General features: G+C 58.8%; 15 protein-coding genes and 2 tRNA genes. 16 read left to right on the top strand and 1 reads right to left on the bottom strand.

The window, feature by feature from the left end:
• The first annotated feature begins 60 nt into the window (after window positions 1–60).
• The 5 genes from dapB to GYM54_RS08915 all read left to right on the top strand — a co-directional run bounded on the left by dapB (window position 61) and on the right by GYM54_RS08915 (window position 6,333).
• Complete coding sequence (dapB, locus tag GYM54_RS08935; protein ID WP_181100277.1) at window positions 61–867, top strand: 4-hydroxy-tetrahydrodipicolinate reductase; 807 nt, start codon at window positions 61–63, stop codon at window positions 865–867.
• Between the two features lie 178 nt (window positions 868–1,045).
• Window positions 1,046–2,194, top strand: a complete 1,149-nt coding sequence (gene carA, locus GYM54_RS08930) for a glutamine-hydrolyzing carbamoyl-phosphate synthase small subunit (protein WP_197445544.1) — start codon at window positions 1,046–1,048, stop codon at window positions 2,192–2,194.
• Between the two features lie 35 nt (window positions 2,195–2,229).
• Window positions 2,230–5,451 (top strand): carbamoyl-phosphate synthase large subunit, encoded by a 3,222-nt coding sequence (gene carB, locus GYM54_RS08925; RefSeq protein ID WP_181100287.1) that lies wholly within the window; start codon window positions 2,230–2,232, stop codon window positions 5,449–5,451.
• A complete protein-coding gene (gene greA / locus GYM54_RS08920) occupies window positions 5,448–5,924 on the top strand; it encodes a transcription elongation factor GreA (RefSeq protein WP_131650791.1) in 477 nt (158 codons plus the stop codon). Before carB ends, greA begins: the two co-directional genes overlap by 4 nt.
• A gap of 10 nt (window positions 5,925–5,934) precedes the next feature.
• A complete protein-coding gene (locus tag GYM54_RS08915; RefSeq protein WP_131650790.1) occupies window positions 5,935–6,333 on the top strand; it encodes a DUF4149 domain-containing protein in 399 nt (132 codons plus the stop codon).
• 27 nt (window positions 6,334–6,360) lie between these two features.
• Here GYM54_RS08915 and GYM54_RS08910 read toward each other — a convergent pair whose 3' ends face one another.
• Entirely contained in the window at window positions 6,361–6,672 is a 312-nt protein-coding gene (locus GYM54_RS08910) for a YhbY family RNA-binding protein (protein ID WP_131650789.1), read from the bottom strand.
• An 82-nt stretch (window positions 6,673–6,754) separates the two neighbouring features.
• Here GYM54_RS08910 and rlmE point away from each other — a divergent pair, with 82 nt between their 5' ends.
• The 11 genes from rlmE (at window position 6,755) to infB (ending at window position 17,817) form a co-directional block, all read left to right on the top strand.
• Complete coding sequence (gene rlmE, locus GYM54_RS08905) at window positions 6,755–7,381, top strand: 23S rRNA (uridine(2552)-2'-O)-methyltransferase RlmE (protein WP_131650788.1); 627 nt, start codon at window positions 6,755–6,757, stop codon at window positions 7,379–7,381.
• A 207-nt stretch (window positions 7,382–7,588) separates the two neighbouring features.
• The gene (gene ftsH / locus GYM54_RS08900; RefSeq protein WP_131650787.1) at window positions 7,589–9,499 is read left to right on the top strand and encodes an ATP-dependent zinc metalloprotease FtsH; all 1,911 of its coding nucleotides are present in this window, start codon (window positions 7,589–7,591) and stop codon (window positions 9,497–9,499) included.
• Between the two features lie 13 nt (window positions 9,500–9,512).
• Complete coding sequence (gene folP / locus GYM54_RS08895; protein ID WP_131650786.1) at window positions 9,513–10,364, top strand: dihydropteroate synthase; 852 nt, start codon at window positions 9,513–9,515, stop codon at window positions 10,362–10,364.
• 10 nt (window positions 10,365–10,374) lie between these two features.
• Entirely contained in the window at window positions 10,375–11,712 is a 1,338-nt protein-coding gene (gene glmM, locus GYM54_RS08890; RefSeq protein ID WP_131650952.1) for a phosphoglucosamine mutase, read from the top strand.
• A gap of 66 nt (window positions 11,713–11,778) precedes the next feature.
• Complete coding sequence (tpiA, locus tag GYM54_RS08885; protein ID WP_197445545.1) at window positions 11,779–12,534, top strand: triose-phosphate isomerase; 756 nt, start codon at window positions 11,779–11,781, stop codon at window positions 12,532–12,534.
• 4 nt (window positions 12,535–12,538) lie between these two features.
• Window positions 12,539–12,922, top strand: coding sequence for a preprotein translocase subunit SecG (secG, locus tag GYM54_RS08880; RefSeq protein ID WP_131650784.1), 384 nt, complete (start codon window positions 12,539–12,541; stop codon window positions 12,920–12,922).
• Window positions 12,923–12,929: 7 nt separating this feature from the next.
• A tRNA-Leu gene (locus tag GYM54_RS08875) sits at window positions 12,930–13,015 on the top strand.
• Window positions 13,016–13,107: 92 nt separating this feature from the next.
• Window positions 13,108–13,184 (top strand) — tRNA-Met (locus GYM54_RS08870).
• 128 nt (window positions 13,185–13,312) lie between these two features.
• A complete protein-coding gene (rimP, locus tag GYM54_RS08865) occupies window positions 13,313–13,771 on the top strand; it encodes a ribosome maturation factor RimP (RefSeq protein WP_131650783.1) in 459 nt (152 codons plus the stop codon).
• A 48-nt stretch (window positions 13,772–13,819) separates the two neighbouring features.
• On the top strand, window positions 13,820–15,301 hold the full coding sequence (nusA, locus tag GYM54_RS08860) for a transcription termination factor NusA (protein ID WP_197445546.1): 1,482 nt from the start codon (window positions 13,820–13,822) through the stop codon (window positions 15,299–15,301).
• Between the two features lie 29 nt (window positions 15,302–15,330).
• The gene (gene infB / locus GYM54_RS08855) at window positions 15,331–17,817 is read left to right on the top strand and encodes a translation initiation factor IF-2 (RefSeq protein ID WP_197445547.1); all 2,487 of its coding nucleotides are present in this window, start codon (window positions 15,331–15,333) and stop codon (window positions 17,815–17,817) included.
• The last annotated feature ends 52 nt before the right edge of the window (window positions 17,818–17,869 follow it).

The following is a 17,869-nucleotide window of genomic DNA, read 5'->3' as shown; positions in this document are numbered from 1 at the left end:
GAAGCCTGAAGCGCGCCGGAGCAGCTTTCAGCTTCAGGCTTTCCAGCTTGGAGCTTTGTTATGCGACGTATTGCAGTGATGGGCGCCGCTGGGCGCATGGGCAAGACCCTGATCGAAGCGGTGCAGCAGACCGCTGGCGCCGCCGGACTTACCGCGGCGATCGATCGGCCTGATAGTACGCTGGTCGGCGCCGATGCCGGCGAGCTGGCGGCGATCGGGCGTCTGGGGGTGCCGCTGATTGGTGACGTGGCCAAGGTGGCAGATGAGTTCGACGTGCTGATCGACTTTACCCACCCTTCGGTCACCTTGAAGAATCTGGACGTGTGCCGGCGTGCCGGCAAGGCGATGGTGATCGGTACGACCGGTTTTTCCGACGCTGAAAAAGAACGCCTGGCTGCCGCTGCGAAGGATATTCCCATTGTCTTTGCCGCCAATTTCAGCGTTGGGGTCAACCTCTGTCTGAAGCTGCTCGATACTGCGGCCCGTGTGTTGGGCGACGAGGCTGACATCGAGATCATCGAGGCGCATCACCGGCACAAGGTCGATGCGCCATCCGGCACTGCGCTGCGCATGGGTGAGGTGGTCGCCGAGGCGCTGGGGCGCGATCTGCGCAAGGTCGCGGTCTATGGGCGCGAAGGCCAAACCGGCGCGCGCGAGCGGGACACCATCGGCTTCGCCACGGTGCGTGCCGGTGATGTGGTGGGCGACCATACCGTGCTGTTCGCTGCCGAAGGCGAGCGGGTCGAAATCACTCACAAGGCCTCCAGTCGCATGACCTTCGCCAAGGGCGCGGTACGCGCAGCTTTGTGGCTGGATGAAAAGCCGGCCGGGCTGTACGACATGCAGGACGTGCTTGGCTTGCGCTGATTCGCCGTCGGGTGGATTGCGGCTGGACCGCAAGAGGGGTTTTCTGTAAGCTTCCCGCTTTAGTGTGTCCACTAAAAGTTGCGCAGAATGACTCCAATAAAAAGCGGGATGACCTTCATACGTCATCCCGCTTTTTTACAATCTGCGCCTGCTTCAGCCTTGATCTTTGGGAGGTCTCTTGACTAAGCCAGCCCCTACGCCAGCCATTCTGGCCCTTGCCGATGGCAGCATTTTTCGCGGCGAATCCATCGGCGCCGATGGTCAGACCATCGGCGAGGTGGTGTTCAACACCGCCATGACCGGCTATCAGGAAATCCTCACCGACCCGTCCTACGCCAAGCAGATCGTGACCTTGACTTACCCGCATGTGGGTAATACCGGGACCAACCCTGGCGATGCCGAATCCTGGAAGGTCTGGGCCGCCGGCCTGGTCATTCGCGACTTGCCTTTGTTGGCCAGCAACTGGCGCAACCAGCAGTCGCTGCCCGACTATCTCAAGGAGAACGGCACCGTCGCCATCGCTGGGATCGACACGCGCCGCCTGACCCGTATCCTGCGCGAGAAGGGCGCTCAGGATGGCTGCATCCTGGCGGGTGAAGATGCGACCGAAGAGAAGGCGTTAGAGCTGGCGCGAAGCTTTCCAGGCCTCAAGGGCATGGACCTGGCCAAGGAAGTCAGCGTAACGGAACGCTACGAATGGCGCTCCAGCGTGTGGTGCCTGGAAAACGACCAGCACGCGGAAACTCCGGCCAGCGAGCTGCCGTACCACGTGGTGGTCTACGATTACGGGGTGAAATACAACATCCTGCGCATGATGGTTGCGCGTGGATGCCGTCTGACCGTCCTGCCAGCGCAGACGCCTGCCAGCGAAGCGCTAGCGCTGAATCCCGACGGTATCCTGCTGGCTAACGGTCCGGGCGATCCGGCGCCGTGCGATTACGCCATCAAGGCCATCCAGGAGATCCTGGAAACCGATACACCGGTACTCGGCATCTGCCTGGGCCATCAGCTGCTAGCGTTGGCTTCCGGCGCGACCACAGTGAAGATGCCCAATGGGCACCACGGTGCCAACCATCCGGTGCAGGACCTGGACACAGGCGTGGTGATGATCACCAGCCAGAACCACGGTTTTGCCGTAGACGAAGCCAGTCTGCCAAGCAACCTGCGCGCCACGCACAAGTCGCTATTCGACGGCACCTTGCAAGGCATCGAGCGCACCGACAAGGTGGCCTTCAGCTTCCAGGGTCACCCCGAGGCCAGCCCAGGCCCGCATGACGTAGCGCCGCTATTCGACCGATTCATCGAAGCCATGGCCAAGCGCCGTTAAGCCTGCCGACTGACCAAAGGATTCGAGAGTAGACCATGCCAAAACGTACAGATATCAAAAGCATCCTGATCCTCGGCGCTGGCCCCATCGTCATCGGCCAGGCCTGTGAGTTCGACTATTCCGGCGCCCAGGCCTGCAAGGCACTGCGCGAGGAAGGTTTCCGCGTCATTCTGGTGAACTCCAATCCAGCCACCATCATGACCGATCCGGCCATGGCCGACGCCACCTACATCGAGCCGATCAAGTGGGCCACCGTGGCCAAGATCATCGAGAAAGAACGTCCCGACGCCCTGCTGCCGACCATGGGCGGCCAGACCGCGCTGAACTGCGCGCTGGATCTGGAAAAGCATGGCGTGCTTGAAAAGTTCGGCGTCGAGATGATCGGCGCCAACGCCGACACCATCGACAAGGCTGAAGATCGCTCGCGCTTCGACAAGGCGATGAAGAACATCGGCCTGGCATGCCCGGTTTCCGGCATCGCGCACAACATGGACGAAGCTTACGGTGTGCTCGACAAAGTCGGCTTCCCTTGCATCATCCGTCCATCGTTCACCATGGGTGGCACCGGTGGCGGCATCGCCTACAACCGCGAAGAGTTCGAAGAGATCTGCGCCCGCGGTCTCGATCTGTCGCCGACCAGCGAGCTGCTGATCGACGAGTCCTTGATCGGCTGGAAGGAATACGAGATGGAGGTGGTCCGCGACAAGAAGGACAACTGCATCATCGTCTGCGCCATCGAGAACTTCGACCCGATGGGTGTACACACAGGTGACTCCATCACCGTCGCCCCGGCGCAGACCCTCACCGACAAGGAATACCAGATCATGCGCAACGCCTCCCTGGCGGTGCTGCGCGAGATTGGCGTGGAAACCGGCGGCTCCAACGTGCAGTTCGGCATCTGCCCGAACACCGGCCGCATGGTCGTTATCGAGATGAACCCGCGCGTGTCGCGCTCCTCGGCGCTGGCCTCCAAGGCCACGGGCTTCCCGATCGCCAAGATCGCCGCCAAGCTGGCGGTGGGTTACACCCTCGACGAACTGTCGAATGACATCACCGGCGGTCGCACCCCGGCGTCCTTCGAGCCGGCCATCGACTACGTCGTTACCAAGATCCCGCGTTTTGCCTTCGAGAAATTCCCCAAGGCCGACGCTCGCCTGACCACTCAGATGAAATCCGTCGGTGAGGTCATGGCCATCGGTCGTACCTTCCAGGAGTCGGTACAGAAAGCGCTGCGCGGTCTGGAGGTTGGTGTTGCTGGCTTCGATCCGAAGCTGGATTTGGCCGATCCGGAAAGCGAGAGCACACTCAAGCGTGAGCTCACTGTGCCTGGTGCTGATCGCATCTGGTATCTGGGCGACGCTTTCCGCGCCGGCAAGTCGGTGGAGGAGGTGTTCGATCTGACCCGGATCGACGAATGGTTCCTGGTGCAGATCGAAGATCTGATCAAGGATGAAGAACGCATCAAGACCATGGGCCTGTCCAGCATCGACCGCGATGTGATGTACAAGCTCAAGCGCAAAGGTTTTTCCGATGCGCGTCTGGCGAAGCTGCTTGGCGTGACCGAGAAGAACCTGCGCAACCATCGCCAGAAGCTAAAGGTGTTGCCGGTCTACAAGCGCGTCGATACCTGTTCGGCCGAGTTCGCCACCGACACCGCCTACATGTACTCGACCTACGAGGAAGAGTGCGAAGCCAATCCGTCGAGCCGCGACAAGATCATGATTCTCGGCGGTGGGCCTAACCGTATCGGCCAAGGCATCGAATTCGACTATTGCTGCGTACACGCGGCGCTGGCGATGCGCGACGACGGTTACGAGACCATCATGGTCAACTGCAATCCGGAAACCGTCTCGACCGATTACGACACATCGGATCGTCTGTACTTCGAGCCGGTGACGCTGGAAGACGTGCTGGAAATCGTCCGCGTCGAGCAGCCCAAGGGCGTGATCGTTCAGTACGGTGGCCAAACCCCACTGAAATTGGCTCGTGCGCTGGAAGAAGCTGGTGTGCCGATCATCGGTACTAGCCCTGACGCCATCGACCGTGCCGAAGATCGCGAGCGCTTCCAGCAGATGGTCGAGCGCCTCAATCTGCGCCAGCCGCCAAACGCGACTGCGCGTAGTGAAGAAGAGGCGCTGGCCGCATCTAAGGTCATTGGCTACCCGCTGGTGGTGCGTCCGTCCTACGTGCTTGGCGGGCGTGCGATGGAAATCGTCTACCAAGAAGAAGAGCTGCGTCGCTACATGCGCGAAGCGGTGAAGGTCTCCAATGACAGCCCAGTGTTGCTCGACCATTTCCTCAATTGCGCTATCGAGGTCGATATCGACGCGGTGTGCGACGGCGAGCATGTGGTGATCGGGGCGATCATGCAGCACATCGAACAGGCGGGTGTGCACTCCGGTGACTCGGCTTGCTCGTTGCCGCCGTATTCGCTGCCGGCACATATCCAGGACGAGATCCGCGATCAGGTCAAGAAAATGGCTCTGGAGCTCGGGGTTGTCGGTCTGATGAACGTGCAGATGGCGGTTCAGGGCGAGGATATCTTCGTCATCGAAGTGAACCCGCGTGCATCGCGTACCGTTCCCTTCGTCTCCAAGTGCATCGGTGTGTCGTTGGCGATGATTGCCGCGCGTGTCATGGCGGGCAAAACGCTGGAAGAAGTTGGACTGACCGAAGAGATCATTCCCAACTTCTATAGCGTCAAGGAGGCGGTGTTCCCGTTCGCCAAGTTCCCGGGCGTCGACCCGATCCTTGGTCCGGAAATGAAGTCCACCGGTGAGGTAATGGGCGTTGGTGACAACTTCGCCGAAGCCTTCGCCAAGGCGCAGCTGGGCGCGAGCGAGATTCTGCCGAACAGCGGCTGCGCGTTTATCAGCGTGCGTGACGACGACAAGCCCCACGTGGCTCAGGTCGCGCGCGATCTGATCGAGCTCGGTTTCGAGGTGGTTGGTACGGCCGGCACCGCCAAGATCATCGAAGCTGCCGGACTGCCAGTGCGCCGGGTGAACAAGGTGACCGAGGGGCGCCCGCATGTCGTCGACATGATCAAGAATGACGAAGTCACCCTGATCATCAACACCACCGAGGGGCGTCAGTCCATTGCTGACTCCTACTCGATTCGCCGTAATGCTCTGCAACACAAGATCTGCTGCACCACCACGCTCGCAGGTGGCCAGGCGATCTGTGAGGCGCTCAGGTTCGGTCCCGAGAAATCCGTGCGCCGCTTGCAAGACCTCCACGCAGGAATCAAGGCATGACTAAATACCCTATGACTGTCCAGGGTGCGCGAGCCCTGGAAGAGGAACTCAAACATCTGAAAACCGAGCTGCGTCCGCAGATTACCCAGGCCATCGCCGAAGCGCGTGAGTTGGGAGATCTCAAGGAAAACGCCGAATACCATGCCGCTCGGGAGCAGCAGGGTATGGTCGAGGCGCGTGTCCGTGACATCGAGGGCCGTTTGCAGAATGCTCAGGTCATCGACATCGCCAGCATCCCTCATACAGGCAAGGTAATTTTCGGCACCACCGTTGACATTGCCAACGTCGAAACGGATGAAACCGTGACGTACCAGATCGTTGGTGACGATGAGTCCGACATCAAGCGCGGCAAACTATCTGTCAGCTCGCCCATCGCCCGTGCCCTGGTGGGCAAGGAAGAGGGCGATGTGGTGGCAGTTAAGACGCCTAGCGGTGTGGTGGAATACGAGATCGTCGAGGTTCGCCATATCTGACCGCCAATCAATGCGCGCCGGGGTGATCAGCTGGCAGCTGGCCCAGACGTTCTGGGTCGGCGGCCTTTGGTTACTGCAATTCGTGGTGTTGCCGGCGCTGGCAAAAATTGGCCTGGCGCCGCTATTGATCGAAGAGATTGCATCCAGCCTTCGGCCACTGCTGGTGGGCTTTGCTGCGTTCTGTGTCGGGCTGCAGGCAATTGTATTAATCCAGTCCGAAGGCTTTCGCAGTCTTTGGCGAGATGTGCGTGGTCAATTGTTGTTGACCGTATTGCTGCTTGCGGCGAGCCACTTCGTCGTGCGCGCAGGCGTCATTGAATCAGCGTACTGGTTGGTTTTCAGCTATTTGGTAATGGGGTTGTGCGGGCTGATGCTGGTGCTGCAGGTCGCTCCCGGACGGGAGCGATAGGCTAAAGGCGCTGAAGGCGAAAGCGGTTCAGCCCTGAAAGCGATGCACATTCGATAGTTGCTTGTTTACTTTCGGATTCTTCCGGTAGACCAATGCCATCTTGCCGATGGATTGAACCAGTTCGCAGCTGCCGATCTTGCAGAGTTCTTCCATTACCGCATGGCGATCGTCGCGCTCGGTGATTCGCAGCTGTACCTTGATCAGCTCGTGATCGTTCAAAGCGCGCTCCAGTTCGGCCTGCACGCCTTCGGTCAGGCCGTTCTCGGACACGATCAAAACCGGCTTCAAATGATGGCCGATAGATTTGTACTGTTTCTTCTGCTCGTTGGTGAGCGGCATAATTCGACCCTTGCGTCAGAACTCTTGAAAACGGCGGCTAGTGTAACTGACACGTCCTGAGCCGCACAGATGAGGTATCAGCTTGGCACGTTCCAAGACCAGCCCGCGTTGGCTGAAAGAGCATTTCGATGACCCCTATGTGAAGATGGCGCAGCGCGATGGCTATCGTTCACGGGCTAGCTACAAATTGCTCGAAATCCAGGAAAAGGACCGGATTCTGCGCCCGGGCATGACGGTGGTCGATCTGGGGGCGGCTCCGGGAGGATGGTCTCAGGTCACCAGTCGTGTCATCGGTGACCGCGGCCGCCTGATAGCCTCTGACATCCTGCCGATGGACAGCATTGCCGATGTGACCTTCGTGCTCGGGGACTTTACCGAGGAGGAGGTCTTCGCAGAAATTCTCCAGGCCATCGGTGATACGCAAGTCGACCTTGTGATTTCGGATATGGCCCCCAATATGAGTGGGGTGAAAGTAGCTGACCAGGCGCGCGCGATGTTTCTCTGCGAGCTGGCATTGGATTTGGCGATGCGTGTATTGCGCCCCGGTGGCGATTTTTTGATCAAGATCTTTCAGGGAGAGGGTTTCGATGCCTACCTGAAGGACGTGCGGCAGAACTTCGACAAGGTGCAGATGCGCAAGCCTCTATCTTCACGGGATCGCTCACGCGAACAGTATTTGTTGGCGCGTGGCTATCGTGGCGAGGAGTAGTCCCTCGGAGCCCCTGCTCCAGTGGTCTGATAGCGATTCCGGCTGGCGCCAACTGCAGGATTACGGGCTAGCATGTTTCATATCGGGTTACAGACCAAGCTGCCCGTTCAGTAACGTTGTGTAGTAAGTTAGGCCGAGAGCGAACCATCGGCCGTCATGCGGGCTCTCGACAACGAGCTCGCTCTAGAGGGTAGTGAATTGAACGACATGGCAAAAAACCTGATTCTGTGGTTGATCATTGCCGCTGTCCTGGTGACGGTGATGAACAACTTTTCCAGCCCGACCGAGCCCCAGACGCTCAATTATTCTGATTTCATCGAGCAGGTGAAGGAAGGTGGGGTGGAGCGCGTGACCGTCGACGGCTTCGTCATTACCGGCAAACGCAGTGATGGTGAAACCTTCAAGACGATTCGTCCGGCAATTCAGGACAACGGTCTGATTGGCGATCTGATCAATAACAATGTGGTGATCGAAGGCAAACAGCCGGAGCAGCAGAGCATCTGGACGCAGTTGCTGGTCGCTAGTTTCCCGATCTTGGTAATCATCGCGGTTTTCATGTTCTTCATGCGTCAGATGCAGGGCGGAGCGGGCGGCAAGGGCGGGCCGATGAGCTTCGGCAAGAGCAAGGCGCGCCTGCTGTCCGAAGACCAGGTCAAGACCACTTTTGCCGACGTCGCCGGCTGCGACGAGGCTAAGGAAGAAGTAACCGAGCTTGTCGAGTTCCTGCGCGATCCAGGCAAGTTCCAGCGCCTTGGTGGCCGTATTCCGCGCGGTGTGTTGATGGTGGGGTCGCCAGGTACCGGTAAGACATTGCTGGCCAAGGCGGTCGCTGGCGAGGCCAAGGTTCCGTTCTTCACCATCTCCGGTTCCGACTTCGTCGAAATGTTCGTCGGTGTGGGCGCGAGCCGTGTGCGCGACATGTTCGAGCAGGCCAAGAAGCACGCGCCGTGCATCATCTTCATCGATGAAATCGATGCCGTCGGTCGTCACCGTGGCGCAGGTCTGGGTGGTGGTCATGATGAGCGCGAGCAGACGCTCAACCAGCTGCTGGTCGAGATGGACGGCTTTGAAATGAACGACGGCATCATCGTCATTGCTGCAACCAACCGTCCTGACGTACTCGATCCGGCATTGCTGCGCCCTGGTCGTTTTGACCGCCAAGTGGTGGTTGGATTGCCCGATATTCGTGGTCGCGAACAGATTCTTAAAGTTCATATGCGCAAGGTTCCGCTCGGCGACAGTGTCGAGCCGGCGTTGATCGCTCGTGGTACTCCTGGCTTCTCGGGTGCCGATTTGGCCAACTTGGTCAACGAAGCCTCGCTGTTCGCCGCGCGCGCTGGTAAGCGCCTGGTTGAAATGAAAGAATTCGAGTTGGCGAAGGACAAGATCATGATGGGCGCCGAGCGCAAATCCATGGTCATGTCTGAGAAGGAGCGCCTCAATACTGCCTATCACGAGGCGGGTCACGCCATTGTTGGGCGCGTCGTTCCTGAGCATGATCCGGTTTACAAGGTTTCAATCATTCCTCGTGGTCGGGCGCTTGGCGTCACGATGTTCCTTCCCGAGGAGGACCGCTACAGCTTGTCCAAGCGTGCTTTGATCAGTCAGATCTGCTCCTTGTTCGGTGGTCGTATCGCCGAGGAGATGACGCTTGGCTTCGATGGTGTTACGACCGGTGCATCGAATGACATCATGCGCGCTACCCAGCTGGCCCGTAACATGGTCACCAAGTGGGGCTTATCCGAAAAGCTCGGTCCTCTGATGTACGCCGAAGAAGAAGGCGAAGTATTCCTTGGGCGCAGTGCCGGCAGTCAGCACACCAATGTTTCCGGGGATACAGCCAAGCTGATCGACCTTGAGGTACGCAGCATCATCGATCACTGCTATGACACGGCCAGGCAGATTCTGGCTGACAACCGCGACAAGCTCGATGTGATGGCCGAGACGCTGATGAAATACGAAACCATCGACTCCGACCAGATCGACGACATCATGGCGGGGCGAACCCCGCGCGAGCCTCGCGATTGGCAGGACGGTTCAGGCCCAACGGGAACGCCCGTTCAGCCTGAAGGCGATCGCCCGCAGGCTCCAATCGGTGGCCCCGCTGGCGAGCACTAGCTAAGGCTTTTAAATGACTGAAATGTTGCACCCAACCCGGCTGTCTTGTGGCAGCCGGGTTCTTGATTTATCGCGTCCACATGTCATGGGCATCCTCAACGTCACGCCTGATTCGTTCTCTGACGGAGGCCGGCATGTCGGCGTCAATGCGGCGTTGCGTCACGCTGATGCGATGGTGTCTGCCGGTGCGACACTGGTTGATATTGGCGGGGAGTCGACGCGCCCGGGTGCACGTGTCGTTTCGCCGTTAGAGGAGCTGGAACGTGTGGCGCCGGTGGTCGAAGCGATATCGCGCGAGCTCGACGTGGTCATCTCGGTGGATACCTCGACGCCGGCAGTGATTCGCGAGAGTGCACGTCTTGGCGCTGGTCTGATCAATGACGTTCGTTCGCTTTCCCGCGACGGCGCACTGGACGCAGCGGCCGATAGTGGTCTTCCGGTGTGCTTGATGCACATGCGGGGCGAGCCGGCCAACATGCAGATCGATCCGCGCTACGACGATGTCGCGGCCGACGTGTTGGGCTTCCTGCGCGAGCGCATGGAAGTTTGTATTGGCTCGGGCATTCCTGTGGAGCGGATCGTGCTCGATCCCGGGTTTGGCTTCGCGAAGACCCTTTCGCATAATCTCAGTCTGTTTAAGCATATGGAGCAGCTTCACGAGTTGGGGCGGCCGTTGCTAGTTGGTATCTCGCGAAAGAGCATGATTGGACAGACGCTCGGTCGTGATGTGGCGCATCGTCTCTATGGAAGCCTGGGGCTTGCCGCGCTCGCAGTAGCGAAGGGGGCCTGCATCCTGCGTGTGCATGACGTTGCCGAAACGATTGATGTGGTTCGAATGGTTGCCGCCGTGCAAGCGGCGGAATAGGAATTTAGTCATGGCTAGAAAGTATTTTGGAACTGACGGCATACGCGGCCATGTGGGGCAATTTCCAATCACCCCGGACTTTATGCTCAGGCTGGGGTGGGCGGCCGGGATGGCGTTTCGCAAGCAAGGCAAGTGCCGCATCCTGATTGGCAAGGACACCCGCATATCTGGATACATGTTCGAATCGGCGTTGCAGGCCGGGCTTTCCGCGGCAGGTGCCGACGTGCTGCTGCTCGGTCCAATGCCGACACCCGCGGTCGCTTATCTGACTCGTACCTTCCACGCTGACGCGGGTATCGTGATTAGCGCCTCGCACAATCCTCACCACGACAACGGCATCAAGTTCTTCTCTGGACGGGGTACCAAGTTGCCGGATGAGGTTGAGTTGATGATAGAAGAGTTGCTCGATACGCCAATGACAGTCGTGGAGTCCGCTCAGCTCGGCAAAGCATCGCGCATCAACGATGCTGCTGGTCGCTACATCGAGTTCTGCAAGAGCAGCGTTCCCACCAGTACCGACTTCTCCGGCATGAAGATCGTGCTCGATTGCGCCCACGGCGCGACCTACAAGGTGGCTCCTAGCGTCTTTCGTGAGCTTGGATCGGAAGTGGTGGTGATCGCTGCCCAGCCCGACGGGCTGAATATCAACGCCGACGTTGGATCGACTCACATCGCACAATTGCAGAAAGCTGTGGTCGAGCACGGCGCGGATCTCGGTATCGCCTTCGATGGTGACGGCGACCGAGTGATGATGGTCGACCACACTGGTGCGCAGGTGGATGGGGACGAGTTGCTCTACATCATCGCCACCGACTTGCAAGAGCGCGAGTGCCTGGCGGGCGGGGTTGTTGGCACCCTGATGAGTAACCTGGGCCTCGAGCTAGCACTGAAGACGCGCGACATTCCCTTCGTACGAGCGAAGGTTGGCGACCGTTATGTAATGGCGGAAATGCTAGAGCGTAACTGGGTGCTCGGCGGGGAAAACTCAGGGCACATTGTCTGCGCGCAGCATGTGTCCACCGGAGATGCCATCATCGCAGCGCTTCAGGTCGTGCTTGCTCTGAGGAGGCGCGGGCAAAATCTGGCGCAAGAGCGGCTGGCCTGGAACAAGTGTCCGCAGGTCCTGATTAACGTGCGTTTCGCAGGTGATCGAGATCCGATCTCGCACCCCCAGGTTCAGGCCGTCTGTGACAGTGTCACCGAGCGAATGGCTGGTCGGGGGCGTGTATTGTTGCGCAAATCCGGGACCGAGCCTTTGGTGCGCGTGATGGTCGAAGGCGACGACGAAAAACAGGTTCGCAACTACGCCGAGGAGCTAGCCAAAGTGGTTGCTGAAGTTTGTGCATGATTCCCGCTTGCCAGGTGTGTTGCCGTTGAGTACCATCTGCGCCCACTTTGACCGACGAGGTAAAGCATGCGTCGCCCACTGGTAGCTGGTAACTGGAAGATGAACGGTACCCGCGCCAGCGTCGCAGAGCTGATCGATGCGCTTCGTCAGCAGGATATGCCTGCCGAAGTAGAAGTAGTGGTATTTCCAAGCTGTCTGCATTTGGCGCAGGTAGTTATCGATCTGGATGGCAAGGCGATCGCGGTAGGTGCCCAGGATTGCGCAGCGCAGGCTGGCTTCGGTGCCTTTACCGGTGAGGAATCCGCATCGCAGTTGGCTGATGTGGGATGCAAGTGGGTGCTGGTTGGCCATTCTGAGCGACGCCTGATAATGGGCGAGAGCGACGATGTGGTAAGTAGAAAATTCGCAGCGGCATTGGAGTGTGGGATGACTCCGGTGCTTTGTCTGGGAGAGACGCTTGAACAGCGTCAGGCCGGACAGACGTTAGAAGTGGTAGGGCGTCAGTTGGCTCGAATAATAACTGATGCCGGTATCTCTGCTTTCGAGCGAGCAGTTGTGGCATATGAGCCGGTGTGGGCGATAGGTTCCGGGCTCACGGCGACTCCGCAGCAGGCTCAGGAAGTGCATGCGGCCATTCGAGGGCAGCTGGCGCTGGAGGATCAACGTATCGCTGATGGCGTGCGTCTTCTCTATGGCGGCAGTGTGAAGGCGGAGAACGCTTTCGAGCTTTTCGAGATGGCGGATATTGATGGGGGGCTTATAGGTGGTGCCTCTCTGAAATCGAATGATTTCGGCGCGATCTGTCGTGCCGCAGGGAACTGATCAGATGTTGCAGACTGTTGTGATTGTGGTGCATCTGCTGGTTGCCATTGGTGTGGTTGTGCTGGTGTTGCTGCAGCAGGGCAAGGGGGCGGACGCTGGTGCGTCTTTCGGTTCGGGTGCTTCGGCAACTGTTTTCGGGAGTCAAGGTTCCTCTACCTTTCTAAGTCGTTTTACTGCTATACTCGCCGGCGTTTTTTTCGTGACGAGTCTGGGGTTGGCGTTCTTTGCAACGCAGCAGGCCGATCAGATGTCGCAGGCAGGTTTGCCGGATCCGGCGGTGCTGGAAGTTCCAGTCAGCAAGCCAGTGGTTGAAGATGTTCCGGTCTTGGAATCTGCTCCGTCCGCGCCTAGCGCAGATGATGTGCCTCAGATTCAGGAGCAGCAGTAAGGTTTTTGCCGAGGTGGTGGAATTGGTAGACACGCTACCTTGAGGTGGTAGTGGCCATAGGCTGTAGGGGTTCGAGTCCCCTCCTCGGTACCAAACAAGCAGGCCCGCAGATGCGGGCTTTCTTGTTTTCAGGTGTTTGGGTTGACCTGTTTTGTATGCGGTCGTATAATTCGTGCCCAGTTTGACGCGGGGTGGAGCAGTCTGGTAGCTCGTCGGGCTCATAACCCGAAGGTCGTTGGTTCAAATCCAGCCCCCGCAACCAGTTAATGAGAAGCCCCTGTCGAGGGGCTTTTTATTAGCTTCAAGCCAGATCGCCGGCATCTACAGGCGATCATAAGGGATGGGCGTTTCGCCCATTTTTCATTTGTACAGCATGCGCGAGGGACTTCGATGTCGAGCAAGCTAGAACAGTTGCAGGCCTTGTTGGCCCCGGTGGTCGAGGCGCTCGGCTATCAATGCTGGGGCATCGAGTTCATTTCGCAGGGTCGGCATTCCTTGTTGAGGGTCTATATCGATCACTCCAATGGGATTCTTGTCGATGACTGCGAGAAGGTCAGCCGCCAGCTGAGCGGTATTCTCGACGTCGAGGATCCGATCAGTTCCGATTACACGCTTGAAGTGTCCTCGCCTGGTATGGATCGACCGTTGTTCACACTTGAACAGTACTCGGCGCACGTAGGCGAACAGGTCAAAATAAAGCTGCGCTCGCCCTTCGAGGGCCGGCGCAATTTCCAGGGTCTTCTCCGCGGGGTTGAAGAGCAGGACGTGGTAGTGCTGGTAGATGATCACGAGTATCTGTTGCCGATCGATATGATCGACAAGACCAACATAATTCCCCGTTTTGAGTGAATCGCGGATCCCGCGGACCCCAATGGATTGCGAAAGGCGAGGCGTACGATGAGCAAAGAAGTACTGCTGGTTGTGGAGTCGGTATCCAATGAAAAAGGCGTACCGGCCGGTGTGATTTTCGAGGCATTGGAGCTGGCTCTGGCCACGGCTACCAAGAAGCGCTTCGAAGACGAGGTGGACCTAAGGGTTGAGATCAATCGGCAGAACGGTAGTTACGAGACCTTCCGCCGCTGGACGGTGGTCGAAGAAGAGGATTTCGACGATCCGGCGCATCAGGTGACTGTCGATATGCAGCAGGCGCGTGAAGCCGACGCCAAGCTCGGTGACGTTCTGGAAGAGAAGATCGAGTCGATTGAGTTCGGCCGCATTGCTGCGCAGACAGCCAAACAGGTCATCGTGCAGAAGGTACGAGAAGCCGAGCGCGCACAGGTGGTCGAGGCTTATCGTGATCGCCTGGGCGAGATCATCTCCGGCACGGTGAAGAAGGTTACCCGTGACAGCGTCATCGTCGACTTGGGCAACAATGCCGAAGCGTTGTTGGCCCGCGAAGATATCATCGCTCGCGAAACCTTCCGGGTTGGCGCTCGCGTTCGCGCGCTGCTCAAGGAAATCCGTACCGAAAACCGCGGCCCGCAGCTCATTCTGTCCCGCACCGCGCCGCAGATGCTGATTGAACTGTTCCGTATCGAAGTGCCGGAAATCGCAGAAGGTCTGATCGAAGTGATGGGCGCTTCGCGTGATCCAGGCTCGCGCGCCAAGATTGCCGTTCGCTCCAAGGACAAGCGTATCGATCCGCAAGGCGCTTGTATCGGCATGCGTGGTTCGCGCGTACAGGCTGTATCCGGCGAAATCGGTGGCGAGCGCGTCGATATCGTGCTCTGGGACGAGAATCCTGCCCAGTTCGTTATCAACGCGATGGCGCCAGCGGAAGTCGCTGCCATCATCGTCGATGAAGATGCCCACGCCATGGATATCGCCGTCGGTGAGGACAATTTGGCTCAAGCCATCGGTCGCGGTGGTCAGAACGTGCGCCTCGCCAGTCAGCTGACCAGCTGGACGCTGAACGTGATGACCGAGGCGGATATCCAGGACAAGCAGCAGGCTGAAACTGGCGATATTCTGCGCAATTTCATCGAAGAGCTGGATGTCGATGAGGAACTCGCGCAGGTACTGGTCGAAGAGGGCTTCACTTCGCTCGAAGAGGTTGCCTACGTCCCAATGGAGGAAATGCTCGGCATCGAAGGCTTCGACGAAGAGATCGTCAATGAGCTGCGAACCCGTGCCAAGGATCGTTTGCTGACCAAGGCGATCGCAACGGAAGAAAAACTGGCAGATGCCCAGCCGGCCGAGGATTTGCTCGAGCTGGACGGCATGGACAAGGAACTGGCGGTCGAGTTGGCAATGCGGGGTGTCATCACCCGCGAAGACCTGGCCGAGCAGTCGATTGACGACCTGCTCGACATAGACGGCATAGATCAAGAACGTGCCGGCAAGCTGATCATGGCCGCCCGAGCCCATTGGTTCGAGTAAGTAATTTAGCGGCCTGAGGAGAGAGATGCATGACGCAAGTCACGGTGAAAGAACTGGCCCAAGTGGTCGACACACCGGTCGAGCGACTGCTGCAGCAGATGCGTGAGGCAGGACTGTCGCACACCAGCGCCGAGCAAGTAGTGACCGATAACGAAAAGCAAGCGCTGTTGGCGCACTTAAAGAGCAGCCACGGCGCCAAGGTGGATGAGCCGCGCAAGATTACGTTGCAGCGCAAGACCACCACCAAACTGAAAGTGGGTGGTAGCAAAACCATCAGCGTTGAAGTTCGCAAGAAGAAAACCTTCGTCAAGCGTAGCGCCGACGAAATCGAGGCCGAGAAGCAGCGCGAGCTGGAAGAGCAGCGTGCCGCTGAAGAGGCGACTCGTCAGAAGGCTGCCGAGGAAGAGCGCCTGCGCGCCGAGGAAGAGGCTCGCCTCCAAGCGGAAGCAGCGGCGCAAGCAGCAGTTTCTGCACCAGTCGAGGCACCGGTTGCGGCAGTTACTCCTGAGCCCGCTCCGGCCGTCCCGGTCGAAGAGCGCAAGAAGGATGAGCCGCGTCGCACAGACAAGGCCCGGAGCGACGATGATGAGCGTCGTGATCGTAAACAGGCGCAGCATCGTCCTTCGCTGAAGGCCAAAGCGCCACTGTCGCGTACCGTCCGTAGCGGCGAAGACGATGCGGACGGCTTCCGTCGCGGTGGTCGCGGCAAGTCGAAGCTGAAGAAGCGCAACGCGCATGGTTTCCAGAGCCCGACTGGCCCGATCGTTCGTGAAGTCGCCATTGGCGAGACCATCACTGTCGGTGATCTGGCACAGCAGATGTCGGTCAAGGCGGCTGAAGTCATCAAGTTCATGTTCAAGATGGGCAGCCCGGTAACCATCAACCAGGTGCTGGATCAGGAAACTGCTCAGCTGATCGCCGAGGAGTTGGGCCACAAGGTCAAGCTGGTCAGCGACAACGCCCTGGAAGAGCAATTGGCTGAACTGTTGAAATTCGAAGGCGAAGCGATCACCCGTGCGCCGGTCGTGACCGTAATGGGCCACGTCGACCATGGTAAAACCTCGTTGCTCGATTATATTCGTCGCGCCAAGGTAGCGGCTGGTGAGGCGGGTGGCATCACTCAGCACATCGGTGCCTATCACGTGGAAACCGAGCGTGGCATGGTCACCTTCCTCGATACGCCCGGTCACGCTGCGTTTACCGCGATGCGTGCTCGTGGTGCGCAGGCGACAGACATCGTCATCCTCGTGGTCGCTGCCGATGACGGCGTGATGCCGCAGACGATCGAAGCGATTCAGCATGCCAAGGCCGCGGGTGTTCCGCTGGTTGTGGCTGTGAACAAGATCGACAAGCCGGGTGCCGACCTTGATCGGATCCGTAGCGAGTTGTCCGTTCATGAAGTGACTTCCGAAGAGTGGGGCGGTGATACGCCATTCGTGTCGGTTTCCGCCAAGATGGGTACCGGCGTCGACGACCTGCTCGAGGCCGTTCTGCTACAGGCCGAGATTCTCGAACTGACGGCAACTCCGTCCGCTCCGGGGCGTGGCGTTGTGGTCGAATCGCGTCTGGACAAAGGACGTGGCCCGGTCGCTACGGTTCTAGTACAGGACGGCACGCTGCGTCAGGGTGACATGGCGCTGGTTGGCTCGAACTTCGGTCGTATTCGCGCCATGCTCGACGAGAATGGTAAGCCGATCAAGGAAGCCGGCCCGTCGATTCCGGTCGAGATTCTTGGTCTCGACGGTACGCCAGACGCAGGTGACGAGCTCAGCGTGCTGGCAGACGAGAAGAAGGCACGTGAAGTGGCCCTGTTCCGTCAGGGCAAGTTCCGCGAAGTGAAACTGGCTCGCGCTCACGCCGGCAAGCTGGAAAACATCTTCGAGAACATGGGGCAGGAAGAGAAGAAGACGCTCAACATCGTCCTCAAGTCCGACGTACGTGGCTCACTCGAAGCGCTGCAAGGATCGCTCAGCGGTCTGGGCAACGACGAAGTGCAGGTTCGCGTGATCGGTGGCGGTGTCGGTGGTATCACCGAAAGCGACGCCAACCTGGCCCTGGCTTCCAATGCCGTATTGTTCGGTTTCAACGTTCGCGCTGATGCCGGTGCCCGCAAGATCGTCGAGCAGGAAGGTCTGGATCTGCGTTACTACAACGTGATCTACGACATCATCGAAGACGTCAAGAAAGCCCTGACCGGCATGCTTGGCAGTGACGTTCGGGAGAACATCCTCGGCATCGCTGAAGTTCGCGATGTATTCCGTTCGCCGAAGTTTGGCGCCGTCGCAGGCTGCATGGTCATCGAAGGCATGGTCCACCGCAATCGTCCGATCCGCGTTCTGCGCGACGACGTGGTCATCTTCGAAGGCGAGCTGGAATCCCTGCGTCGCTTCAAGGATGACGTCGCCGAAGTGCGCGCCGGTATGGAGTGCGGTATCGGGGTCAAGAGCTACAACGACGTCAAGGCTGGTGACAAGATCGAAGTGTTCGAGAAGGTCGAAGTGGCGCGTTCGCTCTAAGCAAAACGCTAGCTTGAAGCTGGAAGTCAGAAGCCGGAAGCCGCTCGTGCAG

Origin of the sequence: Pseudomonas sp. MTM4, assembly GCF_019355055.1 — a bacterium.
Lineage (GTDB): Bacteria > Pseudomonadota > Gammaproteobacteria > Pseudomonadales > Pseudomonadaceae > Stutzerimonas.
The sequence above is the reverse complement of the archived record's forward strand: the minus strand, read 5'-3'. Positions and strand labels throughout refer to the sequence as shown.